Below are 12,779 nucleotides of genomic sequence, written 5' to 3'. Positions count from 1 at the left end.
CTTCCCCTCCTCACGGTTCGCAGCTGACGGCTGGGGTTCTGAGCGGCAAGGTCATCTTGCAGCAAGGGTAGTAGCCACCCTTGTCGCGGTCGGACTGCCTGTAGAAGCAGAGCCCGACATCGACCCTGTCGCCAGGATAATGGCCGGTGATGCCGATCGTGAATGGCGCGCCGGGTGCATGCGACAGAGGTGAAGTCACCCCGACGCCAGGCGTCCTGGACAGAGCCTTGATCGAATCGCCGCCGAAGCCGGCATGGTCATGGAGATAGAGATCGGCCTCGAGGCCGGAAGGCGTGCAGAAATACCTGACATCCTCGACGTCGAGGCAAGGAGGCAGATTGCCGGGAGGCGGGAAGTCCGGCGGATAGAACGGTGGCAGATAGCCGCCCGGCACCTGCTCGTAATAGCCGGCACGGCCTTCGCAGGGGCGCCAGACCTCGACGTCGCCGACATGGCCCTCGACTTCCGGGTCTTCGAAATAAGTGTCGAAGTCGACGAACCACGAGCCGAAAGGCGGCACGTTGGCCGGCTTGACCAGCGCCGTCGGCGTGATCTGCATGCCGTGCACGGCAAGCGGCCCGCCGGCAGCGAGTTGTTCGGCAAGCTCCGGGTTGTCGCGTAACTTGTCACCGGTATCGACCAGCGTGTCGGTGCAGACGCCGGTATCGAGATTGCCTTCGGCATCGTAGCCATATTGCAGGTCGAGGCCGCCGGCCGACTGCCGGTTGTCTTGCGGGAAGCCGACCGCATATTCCTGTGGCACTTCCGCCCAGGCCGATTCCGTCGCCGCATCGTCCGGATTTTCGCGCCAGTAGCGGATGACCTCACCCTTGCCGGAATCGGCGAACTGGCTGTAGTCGTAGCGGTTCTCCACCGGGCCGCGCTGGGCCAGATACATGAAGCCCTTGTTGTCGAAGGCGATGTCGGTGACCGCGTAATCCTTGTCGGCCTTGACCGTCAGTTCCCAGCGCGGGTCGCCGGCGAAACTGCCGTCGCCGGCAATGCCCACCGACCAGATCTCCGCCTTTTCCCCGACCGAGTAATAGAGCCGGCCGCCGCGATAGGCGACCGACCAGACGCGACGCTCGTCCTGCGTGTAGCCCCAGCTGTCCGGGTCCTCACTGTCGAAGGCGGCACCCTGTATGTCCATCACCGAGCCGTCGTCGGCAAGGGCAGCAAGCCCGTGCGCCGGGCGGCCGGCTATGCCGTGGTCGAACGTGTCGAGCAGAGCGCCATTGGCGTCGATGCGGTGAATGAGGCCGGTGTCGAGATCGCTGGCGAAGAACTGGCGGTGGATATTGTCGAAAGTGACGTCGCCGATGCCGGGACCGCTATTGGCGTCGATATCGGCGAATTTCGAGACAGCGCCGGTGATGCCGTCGATCTTCCAGATCGTTCCGGGACCGCCGCCGTTTTCGGTGCCGAACTGACCGTCCATGAAGACCGCGTCAGCCGTGCCGCGGCGCTGCCGCTCCGGCCGGCCGTCGGCGTCGCCGTCTGGTGTGACGATGCGGATGCCGTGCAGCGACGTGGCGCCGGCATAGAGGTTTGGAATGGCCGAGGGAACGCCGTCGCGCACGCCGTCGTCGTAGGCGATGCCGAAAACCTGGCCGATTTGTCCGGCCGTGACCTCGAACGGTGGCGGGGTGAAGACCAATTGGCCAGACGCCGGCCCGCCCAGCCTTGAGACGTCGAAGACGCGCAAGGTCGCGCGCGCCGTGTCGATGAAGGTTTCGTCGACGGGATCGACGCCCGGCGGCAGGCCTTGCTCGAAATTGGGAATGATGGTGCCGGAGAATCCGGTCACTGCCATCGAGCCGGGATAGATGATCTGGGTTTCCTGGGCCTGGGCCGAGCCGCCGAGCCAGACCCCAGCGGCGAGTGCCAAGATCGACAATCCGCTGGCAGCCTGGCCGCTGGCAGCCTGGATGGCGCGGCGCAAACGGCCGACACGAGAGCGCACCAACGCGCCATGGTCGCAAGACATGGATCGCCCCCCACAGGTCATGGGAGAAGCGTCCGGTCCCGGCGCGCAAATCAGGGCAAGGCGCGGCGTTCCGGCACGTTCATCCCTGATCGAATTGTCTGCTTTCCTCAACGTCACGATACGCCTGCGTCCGCGCAGGGTCAACGGAACCAGCGAACAGCCCAGCGCATCGACCCGGTCCCGAAGGCGATGGTCGCGCTGAGCTCCTGCTGTTCCCGCAGACCATGGAGCCTCTGGATCTGTGGTCATGGGGCTGTCCTTTCCGGGGCCGCACGACGCGGCACCTGAGCGTCAGTCGCGGGGCGAGGCGGAAAGGTTCATGGGCCGGAGGTCGGGCCGGCTGGATCACCACCGGAAAATACCGGCCTGCCGGTCCCGAATCCGATCAACCGCGATGAATGGTGAACGCCTTGCGCAGAATGCTTGCGCGCCACGCAGCCTGTTCTTATATACGCGCCAAGCCGTCCAGCGCCGAATGCCGGTTGCCGGAGCGGAATTTCTTGTGAACAGGGGCTTTCGTCGGAACGCCTGTACGGGTCCTGAGAGCCTGCTTAGCGGAGAGATTAGAACAATGGCAAAAGTAATCGGTATCGATCTGGGAACAACCAACTCCTGTGTCGCCATCATGGATGGCAAGGAATCCAAGGTCATCGAGAATGCGGAAGGCGCCCGCACGACCCCTTCCATCGTCGCCATCAACAGCGACGGTGAGCGCCTCGTCGGCCAGCCGGCCAAGCGCCAGGCCGTTACCAATCCTGAAAACACCATTTTCGCGGTCAAGCGCCTGATCGGCCGCCGCTACGACGATCCGGTGACGGAGAAGGACAAGAAGCTTGTCCCCTACAAGATCGTCAAGGGCGACAATGGCGACGCCTGGGTCGAGGCCGGCGGCAAAAAGCAGTCGCCCAGCCAGATTTCGGCGATGATCCTGCAGAAGATGAAGGAAACGGCGGAGGCCTATCTCGGCGAGAAGGTCGAGAAGGCGGTCATCACCGTTCCGGCCTATTTCAACGACGCCCAGCGCCAGGCGACCAAGGATGCCGGCAAGATCGCCGGCCTGGAAGTGCTGCGCATTATCAACGAGCCGACGGCGGCCGCGCTTGCCTATGGTCTCGACAAGAAGGAAGGCAAGACGATTGCCGTCTATGACCTTGGCGGCGGCACGTTCGATATTTCGGTGCTCGAAATCGGCGACGGCGTGTTCGAGGTGAAGTCGACCAATGGCGACACCTTCCTCGGCGGCGAGGATTTCGACATGCGTCTGGTCGAATATCTGGCGGCCGAGTTCAAGAAGGAACAGGGCATCGACCTGCGCAACGACAAGCTCGCCCTGCAGCGCCTCAAGGAAGCGGCTGAAAAGGCCAAGATCGAGCTGTCGTCCACCACGCAGACCGAAATCAACCTGCCCTTCATTACCGCCGATGCCACCGGCCCCAAGCATCTGACGCTGAAGCTGACGCGGGCGAAGTTTGAGAGCCTGGTCGAGGATCTTGTCCAGCGCACGATCGATCCCTGCAAGGCGGCGCTCAAGGATGCCGGCCTGAAGGCCGGCGAAATCGACGAAGTCGTCCTGGTCGGCGGCATGACCCGCATGCCCAAGATCCAGGAGATCGTGAAGCAGTTCTTCGGCAAGGAGCCGCACAAGGGCGTCAACCCGGATGAAGTCGTCGCACTGGGCGCCGCCATCCAGGCCGGCGTGCTGCAGGGCGACGTCAAGGACGTGCTGCTGCTCGACGTGACCCCGCTGTCGCTCGGCATCGAGACGCTGGGCGGCGTGTTCACGCGGCTGATCGAGCGCAACACGACGATCCCGACGAAGAAGAGCCAGGTGTTCTCCACGGCCGAGGATTCGCAGTCGGCGGTGACCATCCGCGTCTTCCAGGGCGAGCGTGAAATGGCCGCCGACAACAAGGCGCTCGGCCAGTTCGATCTGGTCGGCATCCCGCCTGCGCCGCGCGGCGTGCCGCAGATCGAGGTCACCTTCGACATCGACGCCAACGGCATCGTCAACGTCTCGGCCAAGGACAAGGGTACCGGCAAGGAGCACCAGATCCGCATTCAGGCGTCTGGCGGCCTTTCGGATGCCGACATCGAGAAGATGGTCAAGGACGCCGAGGCCAATGCCGAAGCCGACAAGAAGCGGCGCGCGCTGGTCGAGGCCCGCAACCAGGCCGAGGCGCTGGTGCATTCCTCGGAGAAATCGCTGAAGGAATACGGCGAGAAGGTTTCCGAGGCCGACCGCACGGCGATTGCCGATGCGATCGCGGCGCTGAAGACCGCTGCCGAAGGCGACGACGTGACCGACATCGAGGCCAAGACGCAGACGCTCGCCGAAGTCTCGATGAAGCTCGGCCAGGCCATGTACGAGGCTTCGCAGAAGGAAGCCGCCGAGGCCGACGCCAAGGCTGACGCCGCCAAGGACAGCGACGTCGTCGATGCCGATTTCGAGGAAATCGACGAAGACGACGAGAAGAAGAAGTCGGCCTGAACCGCCTGACGGTACAGGTAAGGGAAAAAGCCCGGTGCGCAGCCGGGCTTTTTTGCAACCCTTTGCCGGAAAAACGCGGAGCTCCCCGAAAAAATGCGGACAAAGCCTCGTAGACACTGGCATCCCGGCTCCATCACACCTAAATCGGAACAGCGTGCCGGCAAACGACGCAACGATGCTTCAAGACGTTGACTATCCGGACTGCGGGAAAACATGAAAGCTGATTTTTACGAAACGCTGGGCGTGCAAAAGGGCGCCGACGAGAAGGAGCTCAAGAGCGCTTTCCGCAAGTTGGCCATGCAGTTCCATCCCGACCGCAACCCAGGCGACCATGCCTGCGAGCACAAGTTCAAGGAAATCAACGAAGCCTACGAGACGCTGAAGGACCCGCAGAAGCGCGCCGCCTATGATCGCTTCGGCCACGCCGCCTTCGAGCATGGCGGTATGAATGGCGCGGCGCAAGGCTTTGGCGCTGGCGGCTTCGCCGACATTTTCGAAGACATTTTCGGCGACATGATGGGCGGGCGCCAGCGCCGCTCGTCCGGCGGCCGCGAGCGCGGCGCCGACCTGCGCTACAATATGGAAATTACGCTGGAAGAGGCATTTTCCGGCAAGACCGCGCAAATTCGCGTGCCGGCCTCGATCTCCTGCTCAGAATGCTCGGGCAGCGGCGCCAAGCCAGGCACCCAGCCCGTCACCTGCTCGATGTGCAACGGCCACGGCAAGGTGCGTGCCACGCAAGGCTTCTTCTCGATCGAGCGCACCTGCCCGCAATGCCAGGGGCGCGGCCAGACCATCAAGGATCCGTGCCCGAAATGCGCCGGCCAGGGCCGTGTCACCGAGGAGCGCTCGCTGTCGGTAAACATCCCTGCCGGCATCGAGGACGGCACCCGCATCCGTCTGGCCAACGAGGGCGAGGCCGGCCTGCGCGGCGGCCCGTCGGGCGATCTCTACATCTTCCTCGCGGTCAAGCCGCACGAATTCTTCCAGCGCGACGGCGCCGATCTTTATTGCAAGGTGCCGATCTCGATGACGACGGCAGCGCTTGGCGGCTCGTTCGAGGTGACGACACTGGACGGTACCCAGACGAAAGTAAAGGTGCCGGAAGGCACCCAGAACGGTCGCCAGTTCCGCCTCAAGGGCAAGGGCATGCCGGTGCTGCGCCAGCCCAACATCGGCGACCTCTACATCCAGACCGTAGTTGAGACGCCGCAGAACCTCTCGCGCCGCCAGCGCGAATTGCTGGAGGAATTCGAGCAGCTTTCCTCAAAGGACAATTCGCCTCAGTCGAGCGGATTTTTCGCACGCATGAAGGACTTTTTCGAAACGTTCGGCGAGCACTGAAGCTGATCCCTGGAAACGCTTCCCGAGCGTCATCAACACCTTATCCGGGGATTCGCCTTGTCTTGCACCTCGTAACTGCTAAGTAGCGTGCGAGGGGCGTTGAGGAGGACTTTCGATGACGCGTAGTCCCGGACTGCGAAAGACGCTGGCAGAAAAGTTCGACGACGAGCTGAAGTTCTTCAAGGGCTGGATCGACAAGCCGAAGGCGGTCGGTTCGATCGTCCCGACCAGTTCCATCACCGCGGGCAAGATGGCCTCGATCGTCGATCCGACATCCGGCCTGCCGGTGCTCGAGGTCGGGCCCGGCACAGGCGTCATCACGCGCGCCATCCTCGCCCAGGGCATAAAGCCTGAAAATCTCTACGCGGTCGAATATTCCACTGATTTCGTGCGCCATCTGCGCCAGCTTTATCCAGGCGTCAACGTCATCGAGGGCGACGCCTTCAACCTCGACGCGACGCTTGGCGACAAGCGCGACCTGATCTTCGATTCGGTGATATCGGGCGTGCCGTTGCTCAATTTTCCGGTCGCCCAGCGCATCGCCTATGTCGAGAGCCTGCTCGACCGCATCCCGGCAGGCCGGCCAATCGTGCAGCTGACTTACGGGCCGCTGTCGCCGATCCCGCCCGGCCGCGGCGACTATACGGTCGAGCATTTCCATTTCGTCATCCGCAACATTCCGCCGACGCAGCTTTGGATCTATCGGCGCCGGGCCGCATGAATTGAAGCGTTGGGTTTGAATAGCACTTGTCTTAATACCATCGGGTGACAAGGCAGACCCATGGCTGTGATCCCGAAAATTCTTGTCTTCGCCGGTTCGGTGCGCAGCGGCGCCTATAGCGGCAGGACCGCCGACGTGGCACAGAAGGAACTTGCCATGCAGGGCGCCGAGGTGACCCGCATCTCGCTCGCCGATTATCCGCTGCCGATCCTCGACCAGGATTTGGAAAAGGACGAAGGCATTCCCGAAAACGCAGTCAAGCTCGGCCGGATGATCGCCGCCCATGACGGGCTGCTGATCGCGACGCCCGAATATAACGGCTCCATTCCGCCGCTGCTCAAGAACACCATCGACTGGGTGAGCCAGCTGCGCAAGGATGGCGGCCGGACGTTCAGGCCGTTTGCCGGCAAGGTCGCCGGCCTGTGCTCGTCTTCCAACGGACCCTTCGCCGGGATACGCTGCATCAACCATCTGCGCGCCGTGCTGGTGCGCTGCCGGATGGAGGTGGTGACACCGGAGTGTTCGGTGCCGGAGGGCGGCAACGCCTTCGACGACGAGGGCAACTTCAGGGACGAGAGACTACACCAATCGATGGAGCACCTATGCCGCACGCTGATCGAAACCTCGCGCATGCTGTCGACGCGGATCGAGGCATGATCCCGGACGCCGCGCATGCCGACACAATGCAGGAAAGGCTGATCGTCGGCCTCGACCTGCCGACTTTGAGGGAAGCCGAGAAGGCGGTGCGCGAACTCGACGGAATCGTCTCATTCTACAAGATCGGCTACCAGCTCGCCTTTGCCGGCGGGCTCGACTTCGCCCGCGAGCTGGCCAGCGGCGGCACCAGGATCTTCCTCGACATGAAGCTGCTGGACATCGACAACGCGGTAGCCAAAGGGGTCGACAACATCGTCAAAATGGGCATGAGCATGCTGACCATCCATGCCTATCCGAAGACAATGAAGGCGGCCGTCGAGGCTGCGAAGGGCAGCGACCTTTGCCTGCTGGGGGTCACTGTGCTGACCTCGATGGACGAGCAGGACGTGATCGACGCCGGCTATGAGTATGATCCGCATACGCTGGTGCTGAGGCGCTCCGAGCAGGCGCTGCATGCCGGCATGGGCGGCATCGTCTGCTCGGCCGAGGAAGCGGAGGCGGTGCGCCGCATCGTCGGCCCCGACCTGGCCGTCGTGACGCCGGGAATCCGGCCGAAGGGCAGCGACCATGGCGACCAGAAACGTGTGGTGACGCCGGCCCAGGCGATCCGCAACGGCTCCAGCCACCTCGTAGTCGGCCGGCCGATCGTCGGCGCGGCCGACAGGCGGGCGGCGGCGGAAGCGATCCTGGATGAAATGCGCTCGGCCTGACGCCAGGAATTAACCCGGAGAAAAGCCATGCCCAAGGGATACTGGATCGCTCGCGTCGATGTACGCGATGCGGAAGGCTACAAGGACTATGTCGCAGCTGCCAAGCTGGCCTTCGACCGCTTCGGCGCCAAGTTCCTGGCGCGCGGCGGCGCACATGAGAAGGCAGAGGGGCCGGGCCGCGACCGCAACGTGATCATCGAGTTTCCGTCGCTTGCGGCGGCGCATGACTGCTACCACTCACCCGAATACCAGCGCGCAGTCGCAATCCGCCAGAAGGTTGCTGACGGCGAAATCGTTCTGGTCGAAGGGATTTAGGCGAGAAGCCGGTTCGCCGCTGCCTCCGCCATCGCATCGGCGAGGCTCAGGCCCCATTGCCGGCGACAGTAATCGCGGAAATCGAAGCAGGGCAGGCCGGGACAGACCTCGAACTCGATGAGGTGCACGCTGTCGTCGGCTTCGACCCGGAAGTCGATGGAAAACACATCCCTCAGGCCAAGCCCGACCATCAGGCTTTCGGCGATGCGACGGATTCTGGCATCGGCTCGAGGCTGGCCGTCGGCGACCGGCAGCAGCGCCGGCTCTGTGTATGTTCCCGACGCTTTCGCCGCTTCGCCGGTATTACCGTAAAGCGCCAGGCTGTCCTGCATGGTCTGGAAATCGCCGCCCGAATCGACAAAGGCGATGCCCAACGCCTCGACGCCGGTATCCGGCTTCAATCCGAGAAAACTGGCCCGCGCGTTGCGCCCGGCGACATAGGGCTGGACCACGACATCGTCGCGATAGGCGGCGAATACGCGCCGGCTAAGCTCCAGCGCACGGCCGAGATCGTCGCAGCGCGAATCCGGCCAGATGCCGATCTTGGCGCCGAGCCGGTTCGGCTTGACGAACCAGCCGCCGGGCGAGGTCGGTGGCGCGACAAGCCAGGCACCGTCACGGGCGAGGCCCGCCTGCGGCACCGGCAGGCCAAGCGCGCCGAGCACGGCGCCGGATCGGAACTTGTCCTGACAGAGCGCGAACACCGCATCGTCGGCGCCGATCGCCTTCAGGCCGTTCAGCCGCGCCAGAGCTGGTGCTGCGCCGCCGCGGAAATAGGCAATGCCGTCGGTCAGCGTCCAGACAAGCGTGGTCTTCGGGTCCTCGCCGCTGAGAACGCTTGCGGCGTCGTCGAGCGTCACCGGCGCAAATGACAAGCCGCGCTTCTGGCAAGCGGTGGCAAGTGCGTCGAATTCAGCAGCCATATCGGTCGATTGCGCCAGATAGGAGGCGATTTCGGCGGCACGCTTCGGCACGTGGTTATCGGCGATCAGCCGATCGAAGCAGGCCTTTTCCGGCTCATAAACCAGGATCAGTTTCGGCTTGCGGGTTGACATGGGCGGGACGGCTCCTGGCAGCACGATTGCCTACCATCGCACGGCGAACGCATTCGGCTTGCGCGGAACCGACGTCGATCGGACGCCTGCACGACAGCAAGTGCCCATCTCTTGTTGACCATGATCTTTTCCGAACCAAAGGTTCGGGATCATGGTCAGCCGATCAGCACGCGCGGCTCGAAGCGACCATTGACCGGAATGTCGAGCATGAATGTCATGCCAGCTTGCGGGTCGAGCAGGCGCTGCTTCTCGCTCTTGCCCGACCAGGCGGAGGTGACCGCCAGCCGGTCGGCATTCCCGCCGACAAAAGCCGGACAGGACGGTTGCGTGACCGGCATCGCCACCGAACGGACAAGCTTGCCGTCGGGCCCATAGGCTTCGACGACGCTGCCGCCCCAGCAGGCGTTCCACAATATGCCGTCGCGGTCGAGCACCGAACCATCGATATAGCCCTTGGCCGAACGGTGATCGACGAAGATCTTCGGTTCGCCAACCGGCAGGCCGGTCGCCGGATCGCAGCCGACGCGCATCAACAGGCCGGTGCTGGTGTCGGTGTAGTAGGCAATGGTCCCATCTTCGGAAAAGCAGATCGAGTTGGGCACAGTAATGTCGGCATAAAGCCGGCGCAGCTCGCCCTTGAAGAACCAGTAGATCGAACCGGCGCCCTTCTCCTCGCCCTTGCCCATTGTGCCGACCCAGAGCGCGCCGCAAGGGTGAACGCGTGAATCGTTCGAGCGGGTAACCGTATTGTCGGCCTCGATGGGAGTGTGCAGCGTCAGCTTGCCGGTCGCGACGTCGCGGACATGCAGGCCAGTCTCGGTGGCGATCAGCTGACGCCGGTCGTCGATGACGGCAATGGCACTGGCCATCTGGTGGAGCTCGTGGATCTTGACGGCACCGCCGGACACACGTTTTTCCAGGAGCTGGCCGTTGACGATGTCGAACCAGTAGAGCGTGTCCGTGGCAGGGTCATAGCTTGGTCCCTCCCCGAGTTGGCAGACATGGTCGGAAAAAACCGAAACGATGGTCTCGCTCATCATGCCACTCCAAACGCCGCGTCCCAGGCCTGAACTGCGGCTTTCGCCCGTGCTGCCACTTCGTCGACGCTCATGCCCGGCTTGAACAGGCTGGAGCCAAGACCGAAGACGCTGACGCCGGCTGCCTTGTAGCCGGCAAAATCCTTATCCGAAACGCCGCCGACGGCGCCGACCAGCACACTGGCCGGCAGCACCGCGCGCATCGCCGAAATGCCTGCCGCGCCAAGCACGCTCGCCGGAAAGAATTTCAGTGCCGAGGCGCCCAGCCGGATGGCCTGGAATGCCTCGGTTGGCGTGAACACGCCGGGCATCGTCACCATGCCGTGCTGCATGGCACGGCCCATGACCTCGGCATCGATATTGGGGCTGACCAGCAGCCGCCCGCCGGCCTTGTGCAGGCCATCGACATCGGCGGCGGTGAGCACCGTGCCGGCGCCGACCAGGGCTGTCGGAGGAAGCGCTTGGACAATGCTGGCGATCGAAACGAAGGGCTCGGGCGAGTTGAGCGGCACCTCGATCGCTTCGATGCCGGCGCCGAAGACCGCCTGGCAGATCGCAACCGCTTCGCTTGGCTTGAGGCCGCGCAGGATCGCGACCAGACCCCGCTCGAGCTTTGGAAAAGGTGCGGTCTTTGTCATGCGGCAACTCCATTTCCGGCGATCATGCCATTTTCGCGCGCGGCTTCGGCAAGGCCGGCGCGCACCGCCTCGTCGGCGTCGACCGCCCTGAAAGCGAGCCCGGCAAGGCCGAGCGCCTCGGCATAGAGCGTGCCAAGTGCGCCCGACGCGATCAGCACGACTGGCACAGCGCTTGCTCCATAACGGCGATTTGCCGAAGCGATCTCGCCGCCGATCAGCAGGCCGGACAGGCAGGCGGCGGCATCCTCCGGCTTCAGGTCCTGCAACAGGCTGGCGGCGCGGATCGAGAACAGTCTTGAAACGATGTCACCGCCCTCGGCCAGCGCCTTCAGGCACCAGTCCCGGAAAAACGGACTTTCGGGGGCAACCGGCTTCGGCGGCTCGCCCAGCGAATGGCGCAAGATCGAGTGCGCGGCGAGCACAGAGAACAGCTCGCCGGTCGGCCAGGTGCCGAAGCCGGCAACGGAGCCGTCCTCGACCAGCACCCATTTCGAATGGGTGCCGGGCATGCATACGAGGTGACGTCCCTTTGCCGGCAAACCGGCGCCGGCTAGCTGGGTTTCCTCGCCGCGCATGACGTCAGGTGCATCGGCAAGACGTTGGGCAAGGCCGGGCACGATGCGGATATCACGGCGCTGGCCGGGGATGTGGGCAGCACCGGCGAGGATAGCGCCGATCGGCGCCGGCACGCTGACATAGGGCGCCTCCAGCCAGCCCTGGCGCGAACCGGCCATGCCGCAAATGATGACCGGCAGCGCCTCGGCTGCACCCATGGCGGCCAGATGCCCTTCGAGAATGGACGAAAATCCTTTGGCCTGGGCGGTGATCAGTCCGTCGTCGCCGCGCCGCTCGGCGAGAACCTTGCCGGTGCCGTCGAGCAGCCAGACCCGCATACGGGTGGTGCCCCAGTCGACGGCCGCGACGGACGCCGCCTTGCTCGGTGAGATCACAGGAACCCCCCGTCGACGATCAGCATCTGCGCAGTCAGCATGCGTGAAGCATCCGACGCCAGGAACAGCACGGTGCCGACGATATCTTCAGGTTGCATCACACGCTTGATGCATTGCTTCGCGACGTGCGCGGCGAGCGCCTCTTCGGTGACCCAGAGCTTTCTCTGCCGCTCGGTGATTACCCAGCCGGGCGCGATCGCGTTGACGCGGATGCCGTCGACGCCGAGCTTGCCGGCAAGACCCTTGGTAAGACCGACGATGCCGGCCTTGGCGGCGGTGTAGGCCGGCATATCGGGATGGTTGATGAGAAACGAGGTCGAGGTGAAGTTGATGATCGAGCCGCCGCCGGCCCGCTTCATGCCCGGGGCCACCGCCTGTGCGCTGAAGAAATGCGGGCGCAGGTTGATGGCATGGTTGTTGTCCCAGAACTCGACCGTGACGTCTTCCACGGCATGACGGTCATCCTGCGCGGCATTGTTGACCAGCACTGTGACGTCGCCATGCGCCTCGGCGGCTTTGGCGACTGATAGCCGCAATGCCTCGATGTCGCGTATGTCGGTCTTGAGATAGAGCGGCCGCCGGCCGAGCTCCTTGTCTAGCCGATCGGCCAGCGCCAGGCTCGGACGGTCGGCGATATCGATGAAGGCGACCTTTGCCCCCTGGCGAGCAAATCCCTCGGTCAACGCAGCACCAATGCCGGAGCCGCCGCCGGTGATCAGCACCGAAGCGTCTTCGAGGTCGGCAAAACGTGCCGATGGCGTCATGAATTCTCTCCCGGTCCAATGATCTCGGTCGGCCGGCGCGCATCCTATCCAGCCGTGTCGGGCGGGCAAGGGCGAAAGAGTGGATTATCAGGACTTATGTCCGACAAAAGGCC

Annotated in this window: 12 protein-coding genes; 6 read left to right on the top strand and 6 right to left on the bottom strand. The window is 63.9% G+C overall.

The genetic code is table 11. The features are described 5' to 3' along the window. Positions 1 to 10: 10 nt before the first annotated feature. Positions 11 to 1,987: a hypothetical protein gene (locus tag NKG60_RS07170; RefSeq protein WP_352974683.1), complete on the bottom strand. Its 1,977-nt coding sequence runs from the start codon at positions 1,985 to 1,987 to the stop codon at positions 11 to 13. Between the two features lie 571 nt (positions 1,988 to 2,558). Here NKG60_RS07170 and dnaK point away from each other — a divergent pair. The 6 genes from dnaK (at position 2,559) to NKG60_RS07140 (ending at position 8,222) form a co-directional block, all read left to right on the top strand. After that, positions 2,559 to 4,475 carry a molecular chaperone DnaK gene (gene dnaK / locus NKG60_RS07165; protein WP_352663887.1) on the top strand — a complete coding sequence of 639 codons (1,917 nt, stop codon included), beginning with the start codon at positions 2,559 to 2,561 and terminating at the stop codon, positions 4,473 to 4,475. A gap of 213 nt (positions 4,476 to 4,688) precedes the next feature. Next, complete coding sequence (gene dnaJ, locus NKG60_RS07160; RefSeq protein WP_352663889.1) at positions 4,689 to 5,819, top strand: molecular chaperone DnaJ; 1,131 nt, start codon at positions 4,689 to 4,691, stop codon at positions 5,817 to 5,819. A 115-nt stretch (positions 5,820 to 5,934) separates the two neighbouring features. Further along, positions 5,935 to 6,540: a phospholipid N-methyltransferase PmtA gene (gene pmtA, locus NKG60_RS07155; protein WP_352663891.1), complete on the top strand. Its 606-nt coding sequence runs from the start codon at positions 5,935 to 5,937 to the stop codon at positions 6,538 to 6,540. A gap of 60 nt (positions 6,541 to 6,600) precedes the next feature. Beyond that, positions 6,601 to 7,197 carry an NADPH-dependent FMN reductase gene (locus NKG60_RS07150; protein ID WP_352663893.1) on the top strand — a complete coding sequence of 199 codons (597 nt, stop codon included), beginning with the start codon at positions 6,601 to 6,603 and terminating at the stop codon, positions 7,195 to 7,197. Beyond that, positions 7,194 to 7,907 carry an orotidine-5'-phosphate decarboxylase gene (gene pyrF, locus NKG60_RS07145; RefSeq protein WP_352663895.1) on the top strand — a complete coding sequence of 238 codons (714 nt, stop codon included), beginning with the start codon at positions 7,194 to 7,196 and terminating at the stop codon, positions 7,905 to 7,907. The genes NKG60_RS07150 and pyrF overlap by 4 nt, the downstream gene beginning before the upstream one ends. Positions 7,908 to 7,934: 27 nt before the next feature. After that, the gene (locus NKG60_RS07140; RefSeq protein ID WP_023718908.1) at positions 7,935 to 8,222 is read left to right on the top strand and encodes a DUF1330 domain-containing protein; all 288 of its coding nucleotides are present in this window, start codon (positions 7,935 to 7,937) and stop codon (positions 8,220 to 8,222) included. Here the strand turns inward: NKG60_RS07140 and NKG60_RS07135 are convergent. From NKG60_RS07135 to NKG60_RS07115, 5 genes are all read right to left on the bottom strand, one after another. Next, positions 8,219 to 9,277 carry a D-alanine--D-alanine ligase family protein gene (locus tag NKG60_RS07135; protein ID WP_352663897.1) on the bottom strand — a complete coding sequence of 353 codons (1,059 nt, stop codon included), beginning with the start codon at positions 9,275 to 9,277 and terminating at the stop codon, positions 8,219 to 8,221. The two genes, NKG60_RS07140 and NKG60_RS07135, sit on opposite strands and share 4 nt — an antisense overlap. 155 nt (positions 9,278 to 9,432) lie before the next feature. Beyond that, positions 9,433 to 10,314 carry an SMP-30/gluconolactonase/LRE family protein gene (locus NKG60_RS07130; protein WP_352663899.1) on the bottom strand — a complete coding sequence of 294 codons (882 nt, stop codon included), beginning with the start codon at positions 10,312 to 10,314 and terminating at the stop codon, positions 9,433 to 9,435. Then, a complete protein-coding gene (locus NKG60_RS07125; RefSeq protein ID WP_352663901.1) occupies positions 10,314 to 10,952 on the bottom strand; it encodes a 2-dehydro-3-deoxy-6-phosphogalactonate aldolase in 639 nt (212 codons plus the stop codon). Before NKG60_RS07125 ends, NKG60_RS07130 begins: the two co-directional genes overlap by 1 nt. Next, positions 10,949 to 11,899: a 2-dehydro-3-deoxygalactonokinase gene (locus NKG60_RS07120; RefSeq protein ID WP_352863086.1), complete on the bottom strand. Its 951-nt coding sequence runs from the start codon at positions 11,897 to 11,899 to the stop codon at positions 10,949 to 10,951. Before NKG60_RS07120 ends, NKG60_RS07125 begins: the two co-directional genes overlap by 4 nt. Next, positions 11,899 to 12,666 (bottom strand): SDR family NAD(P)-dependent oxidoreductase, encoded by a 768-nt coding sequence (locus NKG60_RS07115; RefSeq protein WP_352862912.1) that lies wholly within the window; start codon positions 12,664 to 12,666, stop codon positions 11,899 to 11,901. Before NKG60_RS07115 ends, NKG60_RS07120 begins: the two co-directional genes overlap by 1 nt. Positions 12,667 to 12,779: the final 113 nt, after the last annotated feature.

This window comes from Mesorhizobium sp. M1428, from assembly GCF_040317515.1.
Lineage (GTDB): Bacteria > Pseudomonadota > Alphaproteobacteria > Rhizobiales > Rhizobiaceae > Mesorhizobium.
The sequence above is the reverse complement of the archived record's forward strand: the minus strand, read 5'-3'. Positions and strand labels throughout refer to the sequence as shown.

Excerpts from the sequence above, each read along its gene's own strand:
- NKG60_RS07170 (WP_352974683.1), bottom strand. The coding sequence starts at position 1,987 with ATGTCTTGCGACCATGGCGCGTTGGTGCGCTCTCGTGTCGGCCGTTTG.
- dnaK (WP_352663887.1), top strand. The coding sequence starts at position 2,559 with ATGGCAAAAGTAATCGGTATCGATCTGGGAACAACCAACTCCTGTGTC.
- dnaJ (WP_352663889.1), top strand. The coding sequence starts at position 4,689 with ATGAAAGCTGATTTTTACGAAACGCTGGGCGTGCAAAAGGGCGCCGAC.
- pmtA (WP_352663891.1), top strand. The coding sequence starts at position 5,935 with ATGACGCGTAGTCCCGGACTGCGAAAGACGCTGGCAGAAAAGTTCGAC.
- NKG60_RS07150 (WP_352663893.1), top strand. The coding sequence starts at position 6,601 with ATGGCTGTGATCCCGAAAATTCTTGTCTTCGCCGGTTCGGTGCGCAGC.
- pyrF (WP_352663895.1), top strand. The coding sequence starts at position 7,194 with ATGATCCCGGACGCCGCGCATGCCGACACAATGCAGGAAAGGCTGATC.
- NKG60_RS07140 (WP_023718908.1), top strand. The coding sequence starts at position 7,935 with ATGCCCAAGGGATACTGGATCGCTCGCGTCGATGTACGCGATGCGGAA.
- NKG60_RS07135 (WP_352663897.1), bottom strand. The coding sequence starts at position 9,277 with ATGTCAACCCGCAAGCCGAAACTGATCCTGGTTTATGAGCCGGAAAAG.
- NKG60_RS07130 (WP_352663899.1), bottom strand. The coding sequence starts at position 10,314 with ATGAGCGAGACCATCGTTTCGGTTTTTTCCGACCATGTCTGCCAACTC.
- NKG60_RS07125 (WP_352663901.1), bottom strand. The coding sequence starts at position 10,952 with ATGACAAAGACCGCACCTTTTCCAAAGCTCGAGCGGGGTCTGGTCGCG.
- NKG60_RS07115 (WP_352862912.1), bottom strand. The coding sequence starts at position 12,666 with ATGACGCCATCGGCACGTTTTGCCGACCTCGAAGACGCTTCGGTGCTG.